The organism is Desulfoplanes sp. PS50, from assembly GCF_053851535.1.
Map to the genome: position 1 here is coordinate 34,087 of NZ_JBSPZA010000005.1, position 22,840 is coordinate 56,926.

A 22,840-nucleotide genomic window follows, 5' to 3' on the forward strand; every position below is an offset into this window, starting at 1 on the left:
CGCCATAAACCATTGAGACGGCGCGCTCCAAGTGCAGATGCATCGCCATACATGTATTGTATAAAGCCCTTTTTCTTTGACATAGGATCCTGGTTGAAGAAAAAGGGCTTTTTGTCATCTTTTTCAACATTGTGCTTCCCTTTTCCATTCACTTTTCGTGCAGGAGACCGGATGAAACTTGACGAACACACCAGCAAACAGCTTTTTGCCCAACTGGGAATCCCTGTTCCCACGGGATACGCCCTGACCACGGCGACCGGTAACGAGGACACGATCGCAAAAATCGGTTTTCCCATGGTCGTCAAGGCACAGGTGCTCGCCGGAGGCCGGGGCAAGGCCGGCGGGGTCAGGGTGGTGGCTGACATGCAGGAACTCGAAGATGCCCTTGCCTCCATCCTCTCCATGCGCATCAAGGATCTTGCGGTTCCCTACGTACGCATCGAGCCTGCGGCATCCATTGATAAAGAATTCTACCTGAGCGTGTTCATTCAGCGCGAGACGAAATCTCTCATCCTGGCATGCAACCGAAGCGGTGGCGTGGATGTGGAATCCTCCACTGACGATACCCTCATGGCCGTGAATGTGGATTTTTTGACCAACAGTTTTGAACATCGCATCCAGGATGCCTTTTTTCATCTCGGACTGCCCAAAACAACCTGGGCTGAGTTTCATGCCATCTGTTCGGCACTTATCCACATGGTCACCACTCACGGGGCACTGCTCGCGGAGATCAATCCCTTGGTCCTGACCGCCGAGGGAATTTTGGTCGCCCTGGACGGCAAGGTGGATCTGGACGACAGCAAGATGGCCCTGCTCCCGGAGGTCAAGAAAACTCTCAGCCGTCCGGAACACGAACGTGCGGACGAGATCCGGGCCCGCGAGGCGGGACTGAGTTATCACCGGCTTGCGGGGTCCGTGGGCATGATGCTCACGGGGCAGGCGGCGTTTGACGCGGCCCGGTTGTGCCTTGAAAAAATTCATGATCTGGATCCCGGGGCTGTGGGGAACGTCCTGCCCGGGCCGGAACTGTTCACGGCATATCCATGAAAGGCACGTTGGCTTTCCGGTTCCGCCGGTTTCGATTCCGGGGGACACAGGTATTCGCAGGCCTGGGCATTCTTGGACTGTTCCTGGCCTGGCACCAGGCCTCCTGCGCCTTTTCCGGCCTGGTGGTGCCCGGGCCGTGGGAGACCCTGGAAGCAGGGGCAAGACTCCTGTCCGACACCGGGTTCCGGGACGGGCATTTATGGGTGAGCCTCCGGCGCATGGGCCTGGCCCTGGGGGCCGGTATCCTTGCCGGGGGCTTCCTGGGGCTTGTGGCCGGGCTGGTGCCCCAGGTCCGGGCCCTGGTGGAGCCGGTGCGCTGGATACTGACCACGGTGCCGGGGGTGGTGATCGTCATTGTGTTTATGCTCTGGTTCGGCATGGGGGATGTGATGGTCATCTCCATTGCCGCCAGCATGGGTGCCCCCATTATCTTTGTCAACCTGGCCGATGCCCTGGGCCGGGTGGACCGCCACCTTCTGGAGATGGCCCGGGTCTACCGGTTCAGCCTTAAAATGCGGCTGGTCAAGGTTTATGCCATGGCAGTGGCAGGTCCATTTTTCTCGGCCCTGGTCATTGCCGGGGGCAATATAGTCCGGGTCTCGGTCCTGGCCGAGGTCATGGGTGCGGATAAAGGCATTGGCCACTGCATGTCCCTGGCCCGGACCCGGCTGGACACCCCGGAACTTTACGCCCTGGCCCTGATCAGCATGTGTGTGGCCGCTGCCGTGGAATTTTTTCTTTTCCGGCCCCTGGAGCGGCGGATGAAAGGCCGGGGCGCATGACGGCAAAACCTGCAGTGGCATTTGAAAATGTAACCATGGCCTTTGGCCGGCATATCCTTTTTGAAAACCTGAGCCTTGAAATCGGTCCGGGACAGGTGGTGGGCATCCAGGGCCCGAGCGGGGCCGGGAAATCCACTTTGCTGAAGATGGCGGCAGGATTGATCAGGCCTGTTAAAGGCCGGGTCCGGGTCCATGCAAGCCCCCTGGGATATGTGTTCCAGGAACCCCGGCTGCTTGGGTGGTACACGGCCCGGGAAAATATCAGCCTGGCCCTGGAAGCGGCCGGCATGTCCGGCAACGCCGCCAGAAAAACTGCTTTAAGGTGTCTCAGGGACCTGGACCTGGCCGGGTTTGAATCCCACTATCCCCGGGAACTGTCCGGGGGCATGAACCAGCGGATCTCCATTGCCAGGGCACTGTCCGTCTCCCCCGGGATGCTGCTCCTGGATGAACCCTTTACCGGCCTTGACCCTGCCCTGAAAGACCGGGTCAAAGAACAGGTCCGGGCCATGGCGGAAAAAACAAAGGCCTGTGTGATCCATGTCACCCATTCAAAACAGGAGCTTTTGCCCGGGACCCATGCCCTTTTTACCCTGGACAGGGGGCAGCTTTACCCGGAAACACTGTAAATCACTGTTCCAGTCCGCCGGGTCATGATCTCCATGGATACGGGATTATTTTCTTCATTCCGGTGACGGGGAGGGCCTGGGAAAAAAGGATTATTCTTGGCGATACCTACTGAGGAAATCACCTATTTTCTGAATTGCGCCTGACATAACCTTTGATTCTGGCAACATGACTATTCTAAAATGATCTGGTTCCGGCCAGTCAAATCCACTTCCGGCAACAAGCAGAATATGCTTGCTTTCCAGTAAATCCAGTACAAATTTTTTGTCACTTGTAATATTAAATTTTCGGGTATCAATTTTTGGGAAAAGATAAAACGCAGCCGAGTTTTTAACGTATGTAATTCCCTCAATTTGATCTAACGCTTTGATTGTTGCCTCTCTTTGTTCATAAATTCTTCCCCCAGGAGCAATCAACGCTTTTGTGCTTTCCTTATCCTCCAATGCCGCCGGAATCACAAGTTGTGTTAATGCATTGCCACACAACCGCATGGCAGCCAGTTTTGTAACAGACGCGATTAATCCCCCAATGTGTCGGCGCGGCCCGCTGATTGCGAGCCAGCCACAACGAAACCCGCATACGATGTGCGACTTAGATAACCCATTGAAGGTGAAGACCGGCAGATCCGGCGCAAGTGCCGCTGTAGAAACATGTTCCAACTCATCCATCACCAGTCGGTCATAAATTTCGTCCGAACAAATAATCAACTTGTGTTCCCTTGCAATTTGAACGATCTGCCCTATCACTTCTTTCGAATATAACGAACCCGTGGGATTATTGGGGTTAATAATAAGTATGGCACGTGTTTTCGGTGTGATCTTCCTGCGAATATCGGCCACATCAGGATACCATTCAGAAGCCTCATCGCAGCGATAAAGCACTGGCGTTGCGCCCACAATATAGGCCATATTCGTCCAAAGTGAATAACTTGGTGATGGAATAAGCATCTCATCACCGGGGTTTAAAAACGTGGTCATCGCCATATTGACAACTTCACTGACGCCATTTCCAATGAATACATCATCCATGCTAAGGTCTGAAATGCCTTTACCAACGTGATAGTCACATATGGCTTTTCTGGCATCTGGCATGCCTTTTAAGTCACAATATCCCACGGCCTTGTCCACATTACTGATTAAGGCCGTTCGCACACTATCAGGCATAGTAAACCCAAAAGTAGCTGGATTTCCTGTATTGAGTCTTAATACATCAATGCCGGCAGAAACCATTTGCATGGCTTTTTCAAAAACAGGGCCGCGTATGTCTGAATGGACATTTTCCATTCTATCTGAAGATGGTACGGGATTCATTATTAAATGCCTCTTTATATTTTTTTGTTATTTTCTTCCACGTCTTAAAACTGGATCATCGCGTATAAAATAGGTATAGTAATTATAAAGGTCTACACAACACGCCAGTACTTAAAGCAGACAGTGGCGGTCGGCATTAACGTCATGGCTGCAGCCGGATGTGTAGCACCGGATTTGGAAACTACCAGAATTATTTTATGAAAGCAAAAATTCGTAAAATTTAATTAACCGGATTACTCTTTTTTGTTGCAGGATGCAGTCATTTGGCCTATCTGGGCGTCCATGGCGCTTCCATCCGGCAGAAATGGGATGTCCATGCCAATGTCGGGCAGACCGATGCGCAATGTCTTGAATGCCATCATCCTGACAATGCAAAAGGGCCGGCCACTCCGCATCCGGAGTTTACCGGCTGTTTGAAATGTCATAACGATTAATGAAAATTTCAAAATTGTATCAAAAACCGGACGTACACCCTCTGGTTTGAAACCCGCTTGTTACCATAAATGATAAACTTGTGATGCAGCCAGGAAACGGCCCGCATCAAGAAAGGCATCTGGAATTTTATGAAACCGCAACAACAGTATTCACCCCGTTTCTGGATTATTTTTATCCTGGCCCTGGCAATGGTTTCCGGTCTGGGGTTTTTCTATCTTTTGTTTCAACCTGCGAAGGTATCTTCCCCGGCAGTCCATAATTCTTTAAAGGACGTTGCCGAGTTTTTCGGAGGAACCGGCTTTTATGTTCTCATCGTCATATATCTTCGCAGTCTGTTAAAAATTGTCTTGGGCAAAGGCCCTCTCCTGCATCGATTCATACCGGATGACAATTATGACCATTCCATTTCCATCGCAAAAAAAGTCCTGGGTTTCCTCAACCGGACACACCGATATGTCGGTGCCGCAGCAATTATAATTATTGCGGCCCATGCGCTGATGATGGGCGTCCGGATGTGGAATCCGTTTCTCATTATGGTCTTGATACTTCTGGCCTGGCAGGGGATTTTCGGACTTTTTCTGATTCTCAAGTTTACCCCGGCACTTTTGAAACGTTACGGTTATCTGGTTCATGCCCAGCTTTTTTCCGGCGTAATGATTGCAATTTTTGCCGGATTCGGCCATCTGCTGGTCCAATAGGCGCTCTATGTGATCATGTGAATTCAAAAGTCGGCTGATCTTTCCAGGGAATTATTTTAGGATAAATTTTTGCAGAGGTAAAATATAGAGGACTATTTCCCATTGATTCAATCGTTTTTTTAAGATAGAAGAAGAAAAATCCTAATGCAGGCATGAAGCTTGTGGTTCACATTAAATTTCATTATTTTTTTCGGACCCGGCCAAGAAGGTTGAGAATTTAAGCTGGCAACGCTGTTTTGCGTATTTTTTAATACTTCTAAGGATTCACAGGAGAAAAACGATGAAAAAATCACTGATTGCATCAGGGCTCATGTTTCTTGTTCTTATGTTTACTGCCGTAAGTGTCCAGGCACATTACGGAATGCTCATCCCTTCGGACAACATGGTTATGCAGGATGACGACCGCACCGTTCATATTACGGCCTCTTTTTCCCACCCCTTTGAGGGCGTCGGGATGGAACTTGTCAAACCCAAAGTATTTGCCGTGCGGGCAAACGGCGAGGCGCAGAATCTTTTAGGCACGTTGAAACAGGCAAAGGTTATGGGTCACACGGCCTGGAAAACAGATTACAAAATCAAAAAACCCGGCGTTTACATGTTTTACATGGAGCCCGTACCCTATTGGGAACCTGCCGAAGATTGTTTTATCATTCATTACACCAAAACCGTGGTTACCGCTTTTGGTGATGACGAAGGATGGGACCAAGAGATCGGGCTGAAAACAGAAATCGTACCCTTGTCCAAACCGTTTGGACAGTATGCCGGCAACGTGTTCCAGGGCATCGTAAAACTGGACGGCAAAGCCGTGCCTTATGCAGAAGTTGAAGTGGAATATTACAACGAGGATGGTAAATCCGAAGCGCCCACGGATTATATGGTGACCCAGACCATCAAGGCTGATGCAAACGGTGTATTTACCTATGCCGCACCCAAGGCCGGCTGGTGGGGTTTTGCTGCGCTTAATGAAGCTGATTTTACCCTTAAAGCTGATGGACAGGAAAAAGGTGTTGAGTTGGGTGCGGTGATCTGGGTAAAATTCGAAGACTGGAAAACCAAATAGGGTTTGAATAAAAAAATGAAATAGAAAACACCAGCCGGGATGATTGTCAGATGATTCTCATTGGCCCGGCTGGACAGTGATAAGAAGGTATTATGCATATTTCTGAAGGTATTCTTTCCGCGCCGGTTTTAGGGGCCGGGATGGTGCTGGCCATTGCCGGCACTGCCGTGGGCTTGAAAAAACTTAAAGAAGATAAAATTCCCCAGGCTGCTATTTTGTCGGCCGCTTTTTTTGTGGCGTCCCTGATCCATGTGCCCATCGGGCCTTCCAGCGCCCATCTGATTCTCAACGGAATTCTTGGGCTGATGCTTGGCTGGGTCGCCTTTCCCTCCATTTTGATTGCGCTTCTGCTCCAGGGTGTACTGTTCCAGTTCGGCGGAATCACCACTTTAGGGGTTAACACGGTTATCATGGCCACGCCTGCTGTGGGCTGTTATTACCTGTTTTCAGGATTTGTCCATAAACCCGGCGCGGTATCCTATGCTGCCTCCTTTGCCTGCGGATTTTTAAGCGTTTTTTTCAGCAGCCTGCTTGTCGGGGCCGCCCTGATGTTTACCCAGGAAAATTTTCTATCGGTGGCCTGGGTCGTTGTTCTTGCCCATCTTCCGGTCATGATCATCGAGGGGCTTGTGGCGGTTTTCTGTGTCAGTTTTCTTAAAAAAGTGCAGCCCGAACTTCTTCCCCAATGGTCTGGGGCACAACAGCAGGTTCCATTGGACGGCAGAACGGAACTGGCGGAAAAGCAGGTATGATCTCCAGATTATAAATGCTTTTTATGTATGGTGAACAATAATGATGTATCGAAAATATGTTATAAAACTGTCCTGTCTGATGCTCTTTTTCATTCTTTCAGGCGGGAATGCCCTGGCGCATAAAGTTACGGTATTTGCATGGGTGGAAGGCGACACTGTTTTAGGGGAAAGTAAATTCAGCGGAGGCAAAAAGGCCCAGAACGCGGAAATTATCGTCCGGGACTTAAATGGAAAGGAACTTTTGCGCACACAGACCAATGAAAAGGGAGAATTTTCATTTCCGATCCCTGAAAAAACGGCCATGCGCATCGAACTCATTGCCGGAATGGGACACAAGGCCGAGTGGACCATTCCCCTTGAAGATTTTGGAGAAACTATTGCAGCCGCAAGCGCCCGGGATGAAGGAACACCCGCGCCAGAACCTGCGGCAAAGCCGGATTCCGGACAGGCTGTACAGGCAGCCGCGTCCATTGATCCGGCCCAGTTAGAATCCATTGTTGAAAAGGCCGTGACAAAGGCGTTAAATAAAAAAATCACACCATTGACAAAAATGGTGGCGGATTTGGAGCAGAAAGGCCCGTCCATGAATGAAATTCTTGGGGGCATCGGATACATATTCGGCCTGATGGGGGTGGCCATGTATTTTTCATCCCGCAAGAAGAAATCATGATAAAAACATTCCATGATTGAAGAGATCTTTGCTTGCGGCCATTCATTTATTCACAAAACTGATCCCAGGTGCAGGGTGGCCGCAGCCACCCTGCTGTGTTTTGTAATCGCCCTTGGCCGGAAAATGCCCATGCTCTGGGCAGGCCTGGGACTTTCAGTGATTCTGGTGCTATGGGCCCGCCTGAACCTTGCCGAGGTACTCAAGCGCCTGGTGTTCATCTGGGGCTTTCTGGTATTTTTCTGGGCCATTCTGCCCCTTACCTATGACGGGGATGTGGTTTACAGAATAGGAAAACTTGGGATCACCCGGCAGGGCATTGACCTGTGTACGGCAATCAGCATTAAATCCAATGCCATCCTGCTGGTGTCCATGGCCCTGATTACCACCATGGATTTGGGCACCCTGGGTTATACTTTGAATTTTTTCAAAATCCCTGGAAAGTTTGTGCATCTGCTATTGTTAACCTACCGGTATATTTTTGTTATCGAACAGGAGTACCGGCGCCTGGTCCGGGCCGCAAAACTGCGCAGTTTCCGCCCCCGGAACAATATGCACACCTACCGGACCTATGCCTATCTTTGCGGCATGCTGTTTGTCCGGGCATCGGCCAGGGCCCAAAGGGTTTACAATGCCATGAAATGCAGGGGGTTTTCAGGCAGATTTATCTGTCTGCATGAATTTGCCCTTTCCCCTGCAGACATAATCTGGACGCTGGCGGCCCTGGCCGCTGCCGCCTGCCTGGTTTTTATGGAGATTTTCCTGTGACAACACCCCCTGCCATCCTGCGCCTTGAAAACATCAGTTTCAGCTACCCGGGCCAGGGCCGGGTGTTAAACAATCTGAACCTTGAGATCAGCAAAGGGGACCGCATCGGTTTAGTGGGGCCCAACGGCAGCGGGAAAACCACCCTGTTTCATATCGTCATGGGCCTGCTCACCCCGTCTTCCGGTACCATTGAATTTTTCGGAAAACCTGTCAAAACCCAAAAAGATTTCAGACAAGTTTACAAAAAAGTGGGCCTGTTGTTCCAGGATGCCGATGACCAGCTGTTCAGCCCCACGGTTCTCGAAGATGTGGCCTTTGGGCCGCTTAACCTAGGCAAATCTAAACCCGAGGCCCGGGATATTGCCCAAAACACCCTGGAACGTTTAGGCATCGCCCACTTTGAAAACAGGGTCACCCATAAACTGTCCGGCGGGGAAAAGCGTCTGGTGGCCCTGGCCACGGTGCTTTCCATGGAGCCGGAACTGCTGCTTCTGGACGAACCCAGCACAGGCCTTGATGAAAAAACAAAAGCCATTCTGGTTGAGGTATTGAACCGCCTTGAACTTTCCTATATCCTTATTTCCCATGAAAGTGATTTCATGTCACAGATTGCCAATGCCATGTTTATGATGGAAAACGGGCAGTTGCAAAAAGATGTTCATATCCACCAGTATATCCATAAACATCCCAACCCCGGGCAGCGCCATTGATTCGTTCGTATTCACCGTCATAGATCGTGTTCATCCATAGTTGCCACAATATTGCAGAACAAAAAAATGAAAATTATTGCATGAATGCTCATGCCAGACTATATCCGCATCGGTAGAGCCGTATCCTGGCTCCATGTTCTGCTGATCCTGGTTATTCTGATCCAGGTGGTGCTGCGCTATCTGTTTGCCTTCAGCTGGGTGGCGTTAGAGGAGCTGCAGTGGCATCTGTATGCCGTGGGGATCATGGCTGGTCTATCCTATGCACTGACCTGTGATACCCATGTGCGCCTGGACCTGTTCCATGGCAGATTTCGTAAAAAGACCCGGGCCTGGATTGATATCATCGGCCTGATCGTACTGGTGCTGCCCTGGTGCTATGTGATCATATGGCACGGCTTTGATTTTGTGGCAGCCTCCTGGCGGGTCAGGGAAGCATCTGCCTCTCCCACAGGACTTGGCTGCTACTATATTATAAAATCTGTGATTCCCGTAAGTTTTAGTTTACTGACCCTGGCTGCCCTGGCCCGTATTTTTAAACAGATTCTGGTGATTTCCGGAAAAGATGGTGCCCCATGACCCATGAAGACATCCTGGTCATTGCCATGATGACCACCTTTATCGGGCTGCTGTTCACCGGTTTTCCGATTGCACTGATTCTGGGCGGGGTATCCATTCTTTTTGCCGGCATCGGCTATGTCTCGGACCTTTACTTTGATACCATGACCGGCCTGGATTTCATGTCCATCGGCATGGAGGTCAACCGGATATTTGCCATCATGAATAACTGGATCATGGTGGCTTTGCCCATGTTCATCTTCATGGGCCTGATGCTGGATCGGTCCGGCATTGCCGAAAATATGATGCAAAGTATCCAGGTCCTTTTCGGCCGGGTCAGGGGCGGGCTTGCCATTACTGTGACGCTCATCGGCATTATCCTGGCTGCCAGCACCGGGATCATCGGGGCATCGGTGGTCGGTCCTTTTAGGACTTTTATCCATGCCTGTAATGCTCAACCAGGGATATTCCAAATCCCTGGCCTGCGGCACCATCTGCGGGGCCGGCACATTTCTAGGCTCCATCTCGTTCGGCATGGCCACGCCAACGGAAGCCAGCGGCATCGGGGCTCTTATCGGGGTCGGACCAAGACAACTATCTGCAATGCTTGACTAAGATTCCCTAAATAGGGTCTTTTTCACGCTTAAAACCCCCTTTTTGCCACCAAAATCATCACGCAAACGGGAAAACATCGATTCACCCAAAGGAAACACATTTTGCTATAGAACTTTACCCGTGGTTTCACCATCCCCTTCTACCCACCCGACAGGAGCAAACCGCAAACCTGGAGCCCCCTCTTGAAAATCTCAACCATTCTCGACCAGATCGACGCCGGTTTCATTGCCCTGCCTGAGTTTCAGCGGGGCTACGTCTGGAATCGGGATCAGGTTTGGGCTTTGATGACCTCATTGCACAAGCGGCATCCTGTGGGGAGTTTGCTTGTGTGGGCCACGCAGTCGAACACCCGGGCGCACTGGATTCCCAATGGATACCCCGGGATGAAACCCTCTGGGATAGAGACAATTACCTGGATTTTCTCAAAGAACGTCGCAAACTCCTGGCAGATGCGGCAAATGCTTTCATCAGCACACTCCTCCCCTCCCCCGCTTTTTCGGCGTGCAGTTCGCCATGCAAAGAATCACCGCCCCTCTCATCGACACCCCAAGCCCCCGGCGGAATTGTATCGCAGGAAGAAGAGGCCGCTCTGGTCGCACTCAATACCTGGATGCTCGAACATGGTTTCCCTGCCGGAACATTCAACCACGAAGTGATCGATCAGAACACCGGACAACCCGTAGTCATCCTGGACCTGGCCTGGCCTGATGGGATTCAACAGGGATTCAGTCAGCCGGTCGCTGTATTGCTGGATGAAGAGAATGCAACGCTGAAATTGGCGAATGACTATGGGTTCAGGTATTTTACCGGGGTTGGGGAGTTTAGGGAGTATGTTGGAAGAGCGTAACTGTTCAGGTGAATTTTCAAGAAAGTGATATCGGATTATACCGAAAATATGTACTGGCGATCTGGGATCGATAGAAAAGAGTATCAGCAATATACCGACTTCACTGACGAATCTCCCATTTTTTCTGGTTCAGGGAGGGGTTGAGGAAAGGTTTTTGACTGGCGGAAGATATGCAGTTTGTGCAAAAGTTGCACTCTTTGGTTGACGATGAGAAATAGTTGCACTAAATATGGTTATCATGGGGACGTTATGGCCCGGATCAAAAAGTTCAGCAATACCGATATCAGGATCAATGCCGACGATCATAATCCTCCCCACTTTCATATTCTCGGTCCCGGCTTTCAGGTTGCTGTTGACCTTGCAACCATGGAAATTTCTGCCGGAAAGGCCCGCTCCAAAGACATTCGAGAAGCCATGGAATGGGCCATGGAAAACATCGATTTTCTGAAGAGCGAATGGAAACGACTCACTGCCAGGTAAAGGAAGTGCACCATGCCCAAAAGAAAAAATCCCCCGGTCATTCACTCTGTGGAGGCCCTTTCCCCCTATATGCTGCGTCTCACGTGGAAAAACGGCGTTGAAGCCGATGTGGATGTATCCGAGGTGATCACCACGTATCAGATTTATGAACCTCTTCGCGCGGACAACGAATTATGGGCCAAGGTCCGGGTTGCAAGCTGGGGGTGGTATGTTCAGTGGACCGAAGAGATCGACATGAGCGGGGAAACGATCTGGAGATTGTATCAGGAACAAACAGGGGAGGTCATGCGGCAGGCGGATTTTTTTCTCTGGCGCAAAAACTTCCACCTCTCTCAGGAAAAAGCCGCCTACATACTCGGCATCAGCCGCAGAACAGTCATCAATTACGAAAAGGGAGAGCAGCCCATTCCGAAATATATCCGCCTTGCCTGCAAAGGTGCTGAGCAGGAAATGAATTCCTGAGTAATAGGGAGGGGTTCAATACGTGCGTGCCATGCGGCCTATTCACCACCTCGCAACCACATTTTCTCCCGCAAAAATACACCAGGTTTCAGTGTCAATGCGGAGATTTATAAAGATCATCGTGGGTCAGGAGGCGGAGCAATCGTATCGGGGATGTCCAATCCGGAGCTCCCCCGGGGAGGATGGATTCCGGTTCAAATGAGATGCGGTATTTTCGGTCAACCCGGGCGGACCATGCACTGGGATCGTTCACAATACGCTCGATATGCAATCCGGGGTGGGCGGGATTCTCTTTCAGCAGGGCCATGATTTTGGCCATTTTCTTACACAGGACGGGGTTATTCCGTATTTTTTCAAGATCCTTGACAAACTTTTTATTCGCTCTCAGCTCCGGCATGGTCCATGTCCTTTTCAAACCAAAGGGGTAAAGGTGCGGATTCAGCTTCCCGAGCTTGCTCGAGCTTTTCACGGCCAGAGGCGTTTACACGGATTTTTCTATATATTTCGACGGGGTAAAGAGCGATATTCCCTCCCGGCTCCAGAACGATCTCAAAGGGGGTTCCGGGCTCGGCTCCCAATTCTTTGCGGATGGATATGGGCAGATTGATACTGCCCCGCTTGTCCACGGTTACCAGCATGGCGTATTCTCCAGGTTGAAATTGATGGTGTCGTTGATATTGAAATAATGACAATATGACTTATTGTCAAAAACATAAAGGAAATGACCGATGATATGCCCCTACCCTACCCCCATCCCGCCCTCATGCATGAGAGCGGGATGGGGAACCCACTCGATGCCTGGAGCGAGAGGTTTGAACTGTACCGGAATACCGTTCTTCCAAGCAGGGAAAGGTTCAAAAGGATAACAACAACATCACGATTTAATTGACGAATAAGCCCCCCTCCCTAGTTCAGGGAGGGGTTGGGGGAGGGTTTCCACCAAGCCCACAATCCGGATCATCTCATTGACAAGAGAGAATTCCCGGATAACAAAATACCGGACAAAGAAGCACCATGATCGCCAACACCGGAATGATCGCAATTGGTGGATACCGGCAATCATGCATGCAAAACAGAGGAGACACCATGCATTCGGAAACGATCGCTCATGAAATCGATAAGTTGAGCATATCCCAGAAACTGCTCCTTACCCAAGACATATGGGATTCCATAGCCCGCGAGGGACACAAGGTGCCTATGCCTCAATGGCAAAAAGAGCAGCTGGAAAATAGATATGAGCTCTACAAGGAAGGGGATATGGAACTTCACGACTGGCAGCAGGTTCATGAAGAACTGAGAGCTCAGGGAAAATGAAGGTCGTCTATACAACCAAAGCAAAAAGAGATCTTCGTCTCGCATTTTTGTGATATGTGTTGCGTGCGGGATCTGTTCAATGATCGGGAAGATCTTGACATGGCATTTTCAGCGACCTATTAAAAGACCTAAAAAAAGATCTTTAAAAAGGAGATTGCCATGCCTTCCCGTATCCTGGCTGAATCCGTTGCAAGTGTTTCCGAACTCAAGAAAAATCCTATGGCCACAGTAGCCGCAGGCGAGGGGTTTCCTGTAGCCGTTCTCAACAGAAACGAACCGGTTTTCTACTGCATCCCTTCAAAAACATTTGAAAATATTATGGAACGGCTGGACGACCTTGAGCTGGCTGCGGTGGTCAATGAACGGAAAGATCAACCTGAGGTCGAGGTCAGCTGGGATGACCTTTAAACTCAGATTCAAGAAACAGGCTAAAAAGGAGTGGGATCGGCTCGACCCTGTTGTACGAGAGATGTTCGTCAAAAAACTCAAGGAACGAAGGGATCATCCCCGCGTGGAGTCGTCCCGCCTTCACGGAATGAAGCACTGCTACAAGATCAAACTCCGATCCGCCGGATACCATCTGGTTTACGAAGTCCGGGATCAGGAAATCGTCATCGTGGTCATAGCTGTTGGGAAACGAGAAAAGAACCAGGCATATCTCCATGCCCGGCAGAGATCGTGACCCGCGTGCGCCCTCTTCACTCCACGCTGCGTTGCATCACTCCGGCTCCCTGAGCCTGGTGCCCTGTTGCTTCCTACTCTCCGGCCGCCGATTTCTCGACAGGCGGCTGTGGTGTTTCTTCTTCTTTCCCCCGCTCCTGCTCAAATTCATAGCGCACCCCGCGCAAGAGACTGACGCACAACAGCAGCATGATTCCGGTAAAGGGAAGTGCTGCGGCAATGGCCATGCGCTGGAGTCCTTCCAGCCCGCCGGAAAAAAGCAGGATGGCCGCGGTTGTGGAAACCGTCACCCCCCAGATGATTTTTTTGCCGGCCGGCGGTTTCTCCTGCCCCCCCGAGGTCATCATGGCCAGGACAAAGGTGGCCGAATCGGCCGAGGTGACGAAGAATACGACCAGAAGCACAACCGTCAGAATGGTCAATACCCCGGTCAGAGGATAATAGGCGTAGAGTTTGAAAAGTCCGGTCGAGACATCCTGGGCCACTGTGGCTGCGATATCGGCTCCCTGGTGAAGTTCCAGGTGAAAGGCCGCTCCTCCGAAAACGGAAAACCAGAGAAAGGTTAAAAGCGTGGGTACCATGAGCGAACCGGTCACAAATTCCCGAATGGTTCGTCCCCTGGAGATACTGGCGACAAAAAGCCCGACAAACGGGGACCAGGATATCCACCAGGCCCAGTAGAACAGGGTCCAATCCTGGGTCCATTCGCTCCCCCTGAAGGGATTGGTGGACAGACTCATGGTGAACAGGGAGGAGGCATAATCGGCAAGGGTGCTGATGAACACGTTCACGGAAAAATTGGTCGGGCCGACCACGAGCATGAATGCAAGGATCAGAATGGCCAGCATCACATTGGCCTTGCTCAGGATCTGAATGCCCCGGTCGAGACCGGTCATGCTGGAGATCATGAACAAAACGGTGATCATACCAATGATCACCAGGGTACTCGTGAAAGTTGCCGTAAACGGGAGCACCGAGGCCAGACCGCTGTTGATCTGCATGGCCCCGAGCCCGAGGGAGGTGACGATACCGAAAACCGTGGCAAACACGGCCAGGGTGTCGATAAAGAATCCGGCGATCCCGTAAATCCTGTTTCCGAGCAACGGATAGAAACAGCTGGAAATGAGCGGTGGCATCCCGCGTCTGAAGGAAAAATAGGCGATGGCCAGGCTCATGACGATATAGATGGCCCAGGGATGGATGCCCCAGTGAAAAAAGCTGTACCGCATGGCGAATTTGGCCGCCTCGGGAGATTCCGGCTGAATATAGGGCGGCGGGCTTAAATAATGACTCAGCGGTTCGGCAACCCCCCAGAAAATGAGTCCGATACCCATTCCAGCAGCAAAGAGCATGCTGAACCATCCAAAATAGGAAAACCTGGGTTTTTCATGGTCCTCTCCAAGCTTGATATCACCGTATTTGCTCAATGCGATATACAGACTGAAAACCAGAAAAAGAAAGGCGGAAACCAGGTACGCCCAGCCGAAATTCCTGATGATGGCCTTATGCAGACTAACGGTCCATCGATCCAGGAATTCAGGGGAAACCACGCCCACACAAACCAGGACCATGACAATGAACAAGGACGCGACAAAAACGATATGTTTCTTTATCTTCAAAGGGCTCATGAGGGATTCACCACAGAATGATCCGGTTCGGAAAGCGCACAGATTGCCGGGATGATAAACACGCTGCACGGCGCTTTATGGGGCAGGTTTTCCGCTGTGGAACCGATAATCCGACTCATGGCGTCCTGACGCTCAGACTTGCCCACAACAATGAGGTCGACATTGTTCGACCGGGCGTGTCGGATGATTTCCTTGCGGACAAAACCGATTGTATCGATGAGTTCGATTTTCTCGTAGGCATGTTCGCATTCCCTGCCCAGTCTTTCCAGATTGCATCGCACACTCTCTATGCGTTTTTCTTCTGTCACGGGATCGGGCGCCCTGCTCCCCACATGGAGGAGATACAAGGTGTGGGCCCTGAATCGTTCATTGATCAGATAGGGCATGGCCGCCCCGTCGGTGAATTTGAAATCCGTGGCATAGAGCACACTTCCAAGTTCCTTTACCGGACGAAAGAGTTTGTGATTGTGCACGAGAACAGGAAGTGTGCTCAAACGCAAAATGTCCGAATCGATGCTTCCCAGCAATGCCTGGGCAAGCAGGGGTTTGGGCATCCAGTAGATGGCCACGTAATCCACTTCCAGCTTTCCGGCCAGGTCCATGAACGCGGACGCTGCATGGCCGATTTTGATGTGCGCCTGTGCCGTGAACCCTTGCGCCTCGATCTCGCTGCGCAGGTTTTCCAGACGTGTCTCGACCTGTTCCTGGTCACGAAAGTTGGTCTTGGTTCTGATATGAACGAGATGGATTTGTTGTGTTCCATACTGGTGCAGCAGCGAAACCATTTCGAGAAGTTTTTTCTCGGGTTCCTCGAGGCTGATCTTCAGGGCGACTGTATTGAGCATGGCAGGAGGGGTAAAAGGTTGGCCAAAGGGTTCGGGCCTGCCTACCTGAGCCGAACAGGGGCGTCAACAGATTCCGTACCATACACAAATTCCTCTCCCCGGATCCCGGGAAGAGGAATTTGTGTATATGTATGTGCATACGAGGTAAGTTTCATCAGTCATATCTGATGAGGGAATAGGCAGGTCATGGTTTTCGTTGGTGCATTTCCCAGCTCTCGACCTCCCCTTCCTCGACCTCCTCCCATCCGGAAAACATGGCCGCGATATGGGCGGTCAGGGTGTGGCCGGTGGTGGTCATGTAGATGTGGACAATGACAAAGGCCAAAATGGCAAATCCGCACAGGACGTGGATGATTGCCAGGACACCCAGATCCAGGAATCCATCGATTCCCCAAGCCGTCCATTCGTTGTAGTAATAATAGAGAAATCCCGTGACCATCTGCAGACTGAGGAGCACGGCCGTCAATCCGAGATAGGTCAGCCGCTGCAGGGGATTGTGCTTGGCTCCTTTGCTTTTTTGCACCGGATGGGACTGACCCTTGAAGATGCCGGACGAATAATAGCGCATCACCTCGAAGAGTTTTTTGGTCGTGGGCACATACTGCCGCCATTCTCCGGTGGTAAATACCCAGAAGACAAAAAACACAAACAGGATGATCCAGGTGATCCCGAAGAGGTTGTGCAGGGAGACCGCCTTTTCAAACCCCAGCAGATCAAAGGTTCCATGGACCTCGAAACCGGTCAAGAGGAGCATGAAGATGAAAATGGCCTGCACCCAGTGCCAGAATCGTTCGAACCGTGTATACAGATAGATTTTTTTCATGGGCTTTTGACTCATCTATTCCTCCTTCTTCCGCAGCCGGAAGGAAAAAATCCGGGCCAGGGCGTGAATGGTCACACCGATGAGCGATGCCGCAACCAGGGTCCATCCACCCATGTCCAGGGCCGTGACTCTGTCCCTTCCGGGCATGTAAAAGCCGGTCAGATTGTCCAGCCGCCCGTTACGGGTATGGCATTCCGCACAGGCCACGCTGTCGGATTTGGGGGCGACCATGTGGCTGATCGGGAAGGCGTACACACTGTCCAGAAAACCGTATTCACCGCTGTATGGCAATCCCACATATTCCATGCCCGCGGTGATGGCCTTGTTCCAATCGTATTTCTGCCAATATGCGTCAGACCCCTTCTTGCCGAAGAGTTTGGGGATGACCACGTTGTTGTTGATCGCATCGTAGGCTGTCTTGCCGTGATGCACCTTGAAGGGGAAGATGCGCGCATTCTCCATGTCCTTGTTCCCCATGGGCCAGGTCAGCCGCACAACACCCGAGGGATCCACGGTCTCTTCGGCGCTTCGGATCTGCATGGCCCCGTTGTACCAGTGGTATTCGGGAATGACCTCCTTTTCCCAGACAAAGGTCCCTTTTTTGGTGTCGTAGATATTCTTGTTGTAAGGTCCCTTGACCGTATAAGGCTTGCCGTCCTTCATCTTTCCGGCCGAGGTCCAGTCCCAGACCATCTTGGTGGGATTGACCCGGGCGAACGCCGGAATGTGGCAGGACTGACAGGCCACCTTGTCCGTATGGTCGTTGGGCTTGGTCCCTTTTTTGTGGGGAGTGGTCGAATGACAGGATTCGCACATGATTTTGGCGCTCAGATCATCCTCGATGAGACTCTTGCGATGCTTGGCCGCAGGGGTGGAATAGACCCGGCCGGCGATTTTATGCAGCTCGGTGGAGTGGCATCGGGTACAGGTAAAATTCTGCCCGTCCACGCCCATGTGCACATCCAGCTTCTTGTTGGGTTTGAACAGTGAAGAATCCAGGTCCCCGTGTTTGACCGCGTCTCCTCCACCGCCGTAAAAATGGCAGACACCGCAATTGGCCCGTGACGGGCGGGCTTACCGATTGGGCAACCTTGTTCCAGTCAGGGGGCAGAAACATCTTTTTACCGAATTTCGTGGGGGTTTGGGCGGGATGTCCCGCGCCCGAAGGAAATTTTTCATAGGTTCCGGTCTGCTCATGACAGACCAGGCAATCCACCAGGGTGGGGTCACTGAAATCGAAATTCTTGTCTTTCCAGCCGTATCCCGCATGACATGAGGTGCAACGAGCCTCGTTGCTGTTGATGTTGATTCAGAAGTTGTTGAGGGTGATACCCGCCTTGCCTGTCTTGCCGCTGTCGTCACTGGGATCCTTCCAGGTCCAATGAATGGTCTTATGAAATTGGAGGGCCGCCTCTGTGTGACATTTCAGACAGGCCTCAGTCACTTCAGGACCCGAGGTAAAAGGCTGCTGGAGCTGTTTGAACTTGGCATGATCCGCCGTGATCCAGAGTTTTTCGTCTTCCATGATCGTCTGCTTGGCCAGGGTGCGTCCCGGGGCATCGGGTTCCTCGGCCGCCCAGGCCGTGCAGGCAAGGCACCAGAACAACAAAAGCGGCACGGGCAAAGCTTTTACAACGAACAGATACCGGCGATATTCGTGCATATCGTCCTCCCTTCCGTTTGTAGGGTGAGTGTACAATGGTTCATGCTATCCTGAAGATTGAAAAACTCACCACGAGATTGACGGATCATAATAGGAAATCATGAGTTTCATCAAGAGGATTTGTGGAAAATAGTCATGTTCTGCGGCATAAATGTGCCTGCCCTTGGTTCGAGTCAGTTTTTTCCAGAAACAATCTGAAAATGTTTAGAGTGTATCGATTTTTTTAAAAGTTGATTCCTGCTTCCTTTTACAGGATGGGCGCAGCCAGGGCCGCTACACGTACTGCAATCCGGAAAAGAAAATTTCGATCGACATAATCCTCAACCCGGACCTGTTTGCATCGGGTGAGGTCATCTTCAAGCATGGCCACGACCTGGTCGATAAACGGCCGGCTGAAATTGAGAAGCATCATCTCGAAATTGAGCCGAAAGGAACGATTGTCCATATTGGCCGTGCCCACGGCAGCAAAGGCCGAGTCAACCAGAACAACCTTTTGATGCATGAACCCCTCCTGATACCGATAGAGCCGTATGCCCAGGGGGAGAATCTCTTCGTATTTATCGTGAGAAGCCAGATACACGGCCAGATGGTCAGCCTTCTGGGGCAGGAGAATGCGTACGTCAACGTTGCGCAGGGCAGCCAGCTTGAGGGCGGCCAGAACCCGCTGATCAGGCACGAAATAGGGGCTGGCGATCCAGATGCGCTTTTTGGCCTGATTGATGGCCTCGACAAAAAAAAGACCGCAGGTATCCACACTATCTGCAGGACCTGAAGCGATGATCAACCCCTTGTCCTTCCCCTGGTCAGCCTTGACCAGTTTCCAGCTCAGGTCATCGGGAACCACCCCTCGAGCCCAGAACCAGTCCTCCACAAAGGAAAACTGGATCGCCTTGACCAGGGGGCCCTCCACCCGAACATGGGTATCCCGCCAGGAGCCGAATTTGCAGTGGCGGGAAACATATTCATCACCCACATTGTGACCCCCGATCAGGGCCACCCTCCCATCCACTACAACGATCTTTCGGTGGTTGCGAAAGTTGATCTGAAATCGATTGGCTTTTCCCTTGGTCGTATGAAAGGACGAGACATGAACGCCGGCCTGTTTCAGTTCATCGGTATACTGTCTGGGCAATCCCTGACTGCCGATCTCGTCATATAAAAAACAGACCTGGATCCCCTGTCTGGCCTTGGCAATGAGAATATCCTTGAACCGTTGTCCCAGAGTGTCATCCTTGACGATATAAAATTGGACCAGAAGATAGGTAGTGGCCTTCTCCATGTCGGCAAACATGGTTGCAAAGGTTATTTCTCCATTGATAAGCAGATCACAGGTGTTGTGCTGCATGACCGGCATATCCGACAATCGGACCAGAACTTTGTATTTTTCGGAAATTGTCTCGTCAAAGAATGCCTCCTCCCTGGCCTGGGAAGCCACCCGCTCGACCACATGATGGACAGCCCTGTTCTTGGAGGTTCGAAGACGGACATATCCGTTGAATTTGTTTCGTCCGAAAACACCATACAACGGAAGACTCACCCAGGGAAACGTGACCAGTGAGATGGCCCAGGCAATGGCCCCCTGTGACGTACGCGTCCGCATGACAGCATGAACGGCCGTGAGAATGCCCAAGACTTCCACAAAGGTGACCAGCCAGGCAAACAGGGTAAGGATATCTTTTTCGAACATATTTTGATCTCCGATGGAACCTATCTTCCGAACCAGCGCAGTCGCAGCCCGTTGGTGACCACCGAGACCGAACTCATGGCCATGGCCGCGCCCGCGATCATCGGGCTCAGGGTGGGACCGCCAAAGACATGAAAGAGCCCTGCGGCAAAGGGGATGCCCACGACATTATAGGCAAAGGCCCAGAAAAGGTTTTCCCGGATGTTGCGCATGGTCGCCCTGCTGAGTTCCAATGCGGTAAGCACACCGGACAATCCTTCGCGCATGAGCACGATATCCCCTGATTCAACCGCCACATCGATGCCCGATCCCATGGCCATACCAAGATCCGCCCCGGCCAGGGCCGGGGCATCGTTGATCCCGTCCCCCACCATGGCCACGATCTTTCCCTGCTTTTTGAGCCGCTCGATTTCAGCAGCTTTTCTGTCCGGCAGAACCTGGGCAATAACCTCATCGATTCCGGCCTGTTGGGCAACGGCCCGGGCCGTGACCTCGTTGTCTCCGGTGAGCATGATCACTTTCAATCCCTTTTTGGACAATCGAGCGACCACTTCGGGTGTTTCCGGTCTCATTGTATCGGCAATGGCGATAACTCCCTTCAAATCGCTATCCACGGCGACCAGAACCGGAGTTTTTCCCTGATTGGCCATTTGTCCGGCAAGAGTTTCGGCCTGGTCCATCCCTGTAAGGCCAAGAGACCGCATATGGTCGAGATGACCGATGTAAACCTCGCGTCCCTGAACATCCCCCCGTACCCCTTTTCCCGGCAGAGCCTTGAAACCTGTTGTCTCCCGGACAGGGAGCCCCCGAGCCTGGGCCGTATTGACGACCGCCCGGGCCAGAGGATGTTCGGAGGCGTTCTCCAGGGATGCGGCCAGGGAAAGGAGCTCGTTTTCGTCCATTGTTTCGTCCACACGACGAATATCGGTCACGCTCGGCTCGCCCATGGTCAGGGTGCCTGTCTTGTCGAAAACGATGGTCTGGATTTTTTCGGCCATCTGCAGGGCCTCCCCGCTCTTGATAAGTACCCCGAGCTGGGCGCCCCGCCCCGTTCCGACCATGATGGAGATGGGCGTGGCCAATCCCATGGCGCAGGGGCAGGCAATGACCATGACCGCGACAAAGATGCGCAACGAGAAGGTAAAGGGCTCGTGGCCCAGGAAATACCAGGCGAGTCCGGCAGCCAGGGCAATGAGCATGACCGCTGGAACGAACCAGAAGCTGATCCGGTCGGCAAGACTGGCAATGGGGGCCTTGGAACCCTGGGCCTCCTGGACCAGCCGGATGATTCGGGCGAGCATGGAATCCTGTCCCACCCGGGTTGCCCTGATGGTCAGGGAACCAGTGGCGTTCAGGGTCCCGCCGACAACCTTGTCTCCGACGTGTTTGGAAACAGGCATGGATTCACCCGTGAGCATGGATTCGTCCACGCTGGAATCGCCCGCGCTCACCTCTCCATCGGCCGGGATGCGCGAACCCGGTTTGACCAGGAGCAGGTCACCGGGTTCGATTTCCTGAGTGGCAATGGTAACATGCTCCTCACCGTCCCGGGTATGTTGAATACGTACGGCCTTGTCCGGAGTGAGCTTGATCAGCGATCCAATGGCCTCGGAGGTCCGTAGTTTGGACCGGGCCTCGAAATACTTGCCCAGAGAGATCAGGGCGATAAGCATGGCCGCGGATTCAAAATACAGATCCATGGCCTTTTGCACCGGAGAAATTCCCAGAAAAATTTCTATCAGATTCCAGGTGGAATAGAGCACCGCTGCCCCGGTGCCCATGGCCACCAGGGAATCCATATTCGGTGCCCCCCTGAAAAAAGCCGGGATACCGCTGGTATAAAAACGCCGTCCAGCCCAGAGAACCGGAAGCAGAAGCAGGGCCTGGGCCAAGGCAAAGGTAGCTGGTGCGTGCATGGGATCGAGAAACGCGGGCAAGGGAATGCCCATCATGTGGCCCATGGAGATGAGGATGATCGGCAGGGCAAACCCGAAGGCTGGAATGAGATCCCTGCGCATCATTGCCAGCCGGGCGAAATTCTTTTCCTGACGCTCCTTGTACATGGTGGCCGCTGCCGTTTCCACGCTGCTGGAGAATCCGAGTTCTTCAATGGCCTCCCTGATATCCCGGACCTTCACCCGGTCCGGATCAAAGACAAAACTGCCCGACTCCGTGGCCAGATTGACCCGGGCCTCGCTGATCCCTTCCATGGCCCCGAGCATCCGTTCAATCCGGGCCGAACAGGCGGCGCAATGCATACCCTGGATGGACAGGGACAATCTGGAGAATTCGGATTTTTTTTCATCGTGACGGGGATGAGACGACGATTCGGTCATGGCAGCTCCTTGATTACCGGCGGATAGCGAGTGATCACATCAACCAAGTGC

26 protein-coding genes and 2 pseudogenes are annotated in these 22,840 nt (G+C 52.1%); 19 read left to right on the forward strand and 9 right to left on the reverse strand.

What is annotated here, in order from left to right; translation table 11 throughout:
- The first annotated feature begins 171 nt into the window (after window positions 1-171).
- From ACTVJH_RS03420 to ACTVJH_RS03430, 3 genes are read left to right on the forward strand one after another with little or no spacing between them, the layout of a single operon-like run.
- Window positions 172-1,047 carry an ATP-grasp domain-containing protein gene (locus tag ACTVJH_RS03420; protein ID WP_455987482.1) on the forward strand — a complete coding sequence of 292 codons (876 nt, stop codon included), beginning with the start codon at window positions 172-174 and terminating at the stop codon, window positions 1,045-1,047.
- On the forward strand, window positions 1,044-1,829 hold the full coding sequence (locus ACTVJH_RS03425) for an ABC transporter permease (protein ID WP_455987484.1): 786 nt from the start codon (window positions 1,044-1,046) through the stop codon (window positions 1,827-1,829). The genes ACTVJH_RS03420 and ACTVJH_RS03425 overlap by 4 nt, the downstream gene beginning before the upstream one ends.
- On the forward strand, window positions 1,826-2,458 hold the full coding sequence (locus ACTVJH_RS03430) for an ABC transporter ATP-binding protein (protein WP_455987486.1): 633 nt from the start codon (window positions 1,826-1,828) through the stop codon (window positions 2,456-2,458). The genes ACTVJH_RS03425 and ACTVJH_RS03430 overlap by 4 nt, the downstream gene beginning before the upstream one ends.
- 90 nt (window positions 2,459-2,548) lie before the next feature.
- Here the strand turns inward: ACTVJH_RS03430 and ACTVJH_RS03435 are convergent, their stop codons facing one another.
- A complete protein-coding gene (locus ACTVJH_RS03435; RefSeq protein ID WP_455987488.1) occupies window positions 2,549-3,766 on the reverse strand; it encodes an aminotransferase class I/II-fold pyridoxal phosphate-dependent enzyme in 1,218 nt (405 codons plus the stop codon).
- A 263-nt stretch (window positions 3,767-4,029) separates the two neighbouring features.
- On the opposite strand from ACTVJH_RS03435, the gene ACTVJH_RS03440 reads away from it, so the two are divergent.
- From ACTVJH_RS03440 to ACTVJH_RS03500, 13 genes and pseudogenes are all read left to right on the forward strand, one after another.
- Entirely contained in the window at window positions 4,030-4,200 is a 171-nt protein-coding gene (locus ACTVJH_RS03440) for a hypothetical protein (protein ID WP_455987490.1), read from the forward strand.
- Between the two features lie 129 nt (window positions 4,201-4,329).
- Entirely contained in the window at window positions 4,330-4,899 is a 570-nt protein-coding gene (locus ACTVJH_RS03445) for a hypothetical protein (RefSeq protein WP_455987492.1), read from the forward strand.
- 280 nt (window positions 4,900-5,179) lie between these two features.
- Window positions 5,180-5,959, forward strand: coding sequence for a DUF4198 domain-containing protein (locus ACTVJH_RS03450; RefSeq protein ID WP_455987494.1), 780 nt, complete (start codon window positions 5,180-5,182; stop codon window positions 5,957-5,959).
- 92 nt (window positions 5,960-6,051) lie between these two features.
- Window positions 6,052-6,711 carry a cobalt transporter CbiM gene (cbiM, locus tag ACTVJH_RS03455; RefSeq protein ID WP_455987496.1) on the forward strand — a complete coding sequence of 220 codons (660 nt, stop codon included), beginning with the start codon at window positions 6,052-6,054 and terminating at the stop codon, window positions 6,709-6,711.
- Between the two features lie 40 nt (window positions 6,712-6,751).
- Window positions 6,752-7,381 carry a hypothetical protein gene (locus tag ACTVJH_RS03460; RefSeq protein WP_455987498.1) on the forward strand — a complete coding sequence of 210 codons (630 nt, stop codon included), beginning with the start codon at window positions 6,752-6,754 and terminating at the stop codon, window positions 7,379-7,381.
- A 12-nt stretch (window positions 7,382-7,393) separates the two neighbouring features.
- Window positions 7,394-8,146, forward strand: a complete 753-nt coding sequence (cbiQ, locus tag ACTVJH_RS03465; RefSeq protein ID WP_455987500.1) for a cobalt ECF transporter T component CbiQ — start codon at window positions 7,394-7,396, stop codon at window positions 8,144-8,146.
- Window positions 8,143-8,856 (forward strand): energy-coupling factor ABC transporter ATP-binding protein, encoded by a 714-nt coding sequence (locus ACTVJH_RS03470; protein WP_455987502.1) that lies wholly within the window; start codon window positions 8,143-8,145, stop codon window positions 8,854-8,856. Before cbiQ ends, ACTVJH_RS03470 begins: the two co-directional genes overlap by 4 nt.
- Before the next feature lie 90 nt (window positions 8,857-8,946).
- Entirely contained in the window at window positions 8,947-9,432 is a 486-nt protein-coding gene (locus ACTVJH_RS03475) for a TRAP transporter small permease subunit (protein ID WP_455987504.1), read from the forward strand.
- The gene (locus ACTVJH_RS03480) at window positions 9,429-10,022 is read left to right on the forward strand and encodes a TRAP transporter large permease subunit (RefSeq protein WP_455987506.1); all 594 of its coding nucleotides are present in this window, start codon (window positions 9,429-9,431) and stop codon (window positions 10,020-10,022) included. The genes ACTVJH_RS03475 and ACTVJH_RS03480 overlap by 4 nt, the downstream gene beginning before the upstream one ends.
- Before the next feature lie 186 nt (window positions 10,023-10,208).
- Window positions 10,209-10,319, forward strand: a pseudogene (locus ACTVJH_RS03485) (hypothetical protein); the annotation flags it as partial.
- Between the two features lie 35 nt (window positions 10,320-10,354).
- Window positions 10,355-10,873, forward strand: a complete 519-nt coding sequence (locus tag ACTVJH_RS03490; protein WP_455987658.1) for a hypothetical protein — start codon at window positions 10,355-10,357, stop codon at window positions 10,871-10,873.
- A 249-nt stretch (window positions 10,874-11,122) separates the two neighbouring features.
- Window positions 11,123-11,353: a DUF4160 domain-containing protein gene (locus tag ACTVJH_RS03495; RefSeq protein ID WP_455987508.1), complete on the forward strand. Its 231-nt coding sequence runs from the start codon at window positions 11,123-11,125 to the stop codon at window positions 11,351-11,353.
- 12 nt (window positions 11,354-11,365) lie between these two features.
- Entirely contained in the window at window positions 11,366-11,815 is a 450-nt protein-coding gene (locus ACTVJH_RS03500) for a DUF2442 domain-containing protein (RefSeq protein WP_455987510.1), read from the forward strand.
- Between the two features lie 94 nt (window positions 11,816-11,909).
- Here the strand turns inward: ACTVJH_RS03500 and ACTVJH_RS03505 are convergent, their stop codons facing one another.
- Together ACTVJH_RS03505 and ACTVJH_RS03510 are read right to left on the reverse strand one after the other, a co-directional pair.
- Window positions 11,910-12,212: a hypothetical protein gene (locus ACTVJH_RS03505; RefSeq protein ID WP_455987512.1), complete on the reverse strand. Its 303-nt coding sequence runs from the start codon at window positions 12,210-12,212 to the stop codon at window positions 11,910-11,912.
- Entirely contained in the window at window positions 12,190-12,453 is a 264-nt protein-coding gene (locus ACTVJH_RS03510; protein WP_455987514.1) for an AbrB/MazE/SpoVT family DNA-binding domain-containing protein, read from the reverse strand. Before ACTVJH_RS03510 ends, ACTVJH_RS03505 begins: the two co-directional genes overlap by 23 nt.
- A 376-nt stretch (window positions 12,454-12,829) precedes the next feature.
- Between ACTVJH_RS03510 and ACTVJH_RS03515 the strand changes: the two genes are divergently transcribed.
- The 3 genes from ACTVJH_RS03515 to ACTVJH_RS03525 all read left to right on the forward strand — a co-directional run bounded on the left by ACTVJH_RS03515 (window position 12,830) and on the right by ACTVJH_RS03525 (window position 13,811).
- The gene (locus ACTVJH_RS03515; protein ID WP_455987516.1) at window positions 12,830-13,129 is read left to right on the forward strand and encodes an addiction module protein; all 300 of its coding nucleotides are present in this window, start codon (window positions 12,830-12,832) and stop codon (window positions 13,127-13,129) included.
- A gap of 159 nt (window positions 13,130-13,288) precedes the next feature.
- Complete coding sequence (locus tag ACTVJH_RS03520) at window positions 13,289-13,537, forward strand: type II toxin-antitoxin system Phd/YefM family antitoxin (protein ID WP_455987518.1); 249 nt, start codon at window positions 13,289-13,291, stop codon at window positions 13,535-13,537.
- Window positions 13,527-13,811: a type II toxin-antitoxin system RelE family toxin gene (locus ACTVJH_RS03525; protein ID WP_455987520.1), complete on the forward strand. Its 285-nt coding sequence runs from the start codon at window positions 13,527-13,529 to the stop codon at window positions 13,809-13,811. The genes ACTVJH_RS03520 and ACTVJH_RS03525 overlap by 11 nt, the downstream gene beginning before the upstream one ends.
- Window positions 13,812-13,884: 73 nt before the next feature.
- Here ACTVJH_RS03525 and ACTVJH_RS03530 read toward each other — a convergent pair whose 3' ends face one another.
- The 6 genes and pseudogenes from ACTVJH_RS03530 to ACTVJH_RS03555 all read right to left on the reverse strand — a co-directional run bounded on the left by ACTVJH_RS03530 (window position 13,885) and on the right by ACTVJH_RS03555 (window position 22,789).
- A complete protein-coding gene (locus ACTVJH_RS03530; RefSeq protein WP_455987522.1) occupies window positions 13,885-15,438 on the reverse strand; it encodes a BCCT family transporter in 1,554 nt (517 codons plus the stop codon).
- Complete coding sequence (locus ACTVJH_RS03535) at window positions 15,435-16,283, reverse strand: universal stress protein (RefSeq protein WP_455987524.1); 849 nt, start codon at window positions 16,281-16,283, stop codon at window positions 15,435-15,437. Before ACTVJH_RS03535 ends, ACTVJH_RS03530 begins: the two co-directional genes overlap by 4 nt.
- 184 nt (window positions 16,284-16,467) lie before the next feature.
- Window positions 16,468-17,121: a cytochrome b/b6 domain-containing protein gene (locus ACTVJH_RS03540; protein WP_455987526.1), complete on the reverse strand. Its 654-nt coding sequence runs from the start codon at window positions 17,119-17,121 to the stop codon at window positions 16,468-16,470.
- Window positions 17,122-18,769: pseudogene (locus ACTVJH_RS03545) on the reverse strand (tetrathionate reductase family octaheme c-type cytochrome).
- A gap of 247 nt (window positions 18,770-19,016) precedes the next feature.
- A complete protein-coding gene (gene cls, locus ACTVJH_RS03550; RefSeq protein ID WP_455987528.1) occupies window positions 19,017-20,456 on the reverse strand; it encodes a cardiolipin synthase in 1,440 nt (479 codons plus the stop codon).
- A gap of 20 nt (window positions 20,457-20,476) precedes the next feature.
- Window positions 20,477-22,789 carry a heavy metal translocating P-type ATPase gene (locus ACTVJH_RS03555; protein ID WP_455987530.1) on the reverse strand — a complete coding sequence of 771 codons (2,313 nt, stop codon included), beginning with the start codon at window positions 22,787-22,789 and terminating at the stop codon, window positions 20,477-20,479.
- Window positions 22,790-22,840: the final 51 nt, after the last annotated feature.

Bases quoted from the DNA above. Each gene is read 5' to 3' on its own strand.
- ACTVJH_RS03420 (WP_455987482.1), top strand. From the start codon at position 172: ATGAAACTTGACGAACACACCAGCAAACAGCTTTTTGCCCAACTGGGA.
- ACTVJH_RS03425 (WP_455987484.1), top strand. From the start codon at position 1,044: ATGAAAGGCACGTTGGCTTTCCGGTTCCGCCGGTTTCGATTCCGGGGG.
- ACTVJH_RS03430 (WP_455987486.1), top strand. From the start codon at position 1,826: ATGACGGCAAAACCTGCAGTGGCATTTGAAAATGTAACCATGGCCTTT.
- ACTVJH_RS03435 (WP_455987488.1), bottom strand. From the start codon at position 3,766: ATGAATCCCGTACCATCTTCAGATAGAATGGAAAATGTCCATTCAGAC.
- ACTVJH_RS03445 (WP_455987492.1), top strand. From the start codon at position 4,330: ATGAAACCGCAACAACAGTATTCACCCCGTTTCTGGATTATTTTTATC.
- ACTVJH_RS03450 (WP_455987494.1), top strand. From the start codon at position 5,180: ATGAAAAAATCACTGATTGCATCAGGGCTCATGTTTCTTGTTCTTATG.
- cbiM (WP_455987496.1), top strand. From the start codon at position 6,052: ATGCATATTTCTGAAGGTATTCTTTCCGCGCCGGTTTTAGGGGCCGGG.
- ACTVJH_RS03460 (WP_455987498.1), top strand. From the start codon at position 6,752: ATGATGTATCGAAAATATGTTATAAAACTGTCCTGTCTGATGCTCTTT.
- cbiQ (WP_455987500.1), top strand. From the start codon at position 7,394: ATGATTGAAGAGATCTTTGCTTGCGGCCATTCATTTATTCACAAAACT.
- ACTVJH_RS03475 (WP_455987504.1), top strand. From the start codon at position 8,947: ATGCCAGACTATATCCGCATCGGTAGAGCCGTATCCTGGCTCCATGTT.
- ACTVJH_RS03480 (WP_455987506.1), top strand. From the start codon at position 9,429: ATGACCCATGAAGACATCCTGGTCATTGCCATGATGACCACCTTTATC.
- ACTVJH_RS03495 (WP_455987508.1), top strand. From the start codon at position 11,123: ATGGCCCGGATCAAAAAGTTCAGCAATACCGATATCAGGATCAATGCC.
- ACTVJH_RS03500 (WP_455987510.1), top strand. From the start codon at position 11,366: ATGCCCAAAAGAAAAAATCCCCCGGTCATTCACTCTGTGGAGGCCCTT.
- ACTVJH_RS03505 (WP_455987512.1), bottom strand. From the start codon at position 12,212: ATGCCGGAGCTGAGAGCGAATAAAAAGTTTGTCAAGGATCTTGAAAAA.
- ACTVJH_RS03510 (WP_455987514.1), bottom strand. From the start codon at position 12,453: ATGCTGGTAACCGTGGACAAGCGGGGCAGTATCAATCTGCCCATATCC.
- ACTVJH_RS03515 (WP_455987516.1), top strand. From the start codon at position 12,830: ATGATCGCCAACACCGGAATGATCGCAATTGGTGGATACCGGCAATCA.
- ACTVJH_RS03520 (WP_455987518.1), top strand. From the start codon at position 13,289: ATGCCTTCCCGTATCCTGGCTGAATCCGTTGCAAGTGTTTCCGAACTC.
- ACTVJH_RS03525 (WP_455987520.1), top strand. From the start codon at position 13,527: ATGACCTTTAAACTCAGATTCAAGAAACAGGCTAAAAAGGAGTGGGAT.
- ACTVJH_RS03530 (WP_455987522.1), bottom strand. From the start codon at position 15,438: ATGAGCCCTTTGAAGATAAAGAAACATATCGTTTTTGTCGCGTCCTTG.
- ACTVJH_RS03535 (WP_455987524.1), bottom strand. From the start codon at position 16,283: ATGCTCAATACAGTCGCCCTGAAGATCAGCCTCGAGGAACCCGAGAAA.
- ACTVJH_RS03540 (WP_455987526.1), bottom strand. From the start codon at position 17,121: ATGAGTCAAAAGCCCATGAAAAAAATCTATCTGTATACACGGTTCGAA.
- cls (WP_455987528.1), bottom strand. From the start codon at position 20,456: ATGTTCGAAAAAGATATCCTTACCCTGTTTGCCTGGCTGGTCACCTTT.
- ACTVJH_RS03555 (WP_455987530.1), bottom strand. From the start codon at position 22,789: ATGACCGAATCGTCGTCTCATCCCCGTCACGATGAAAAAAAATCCGAA.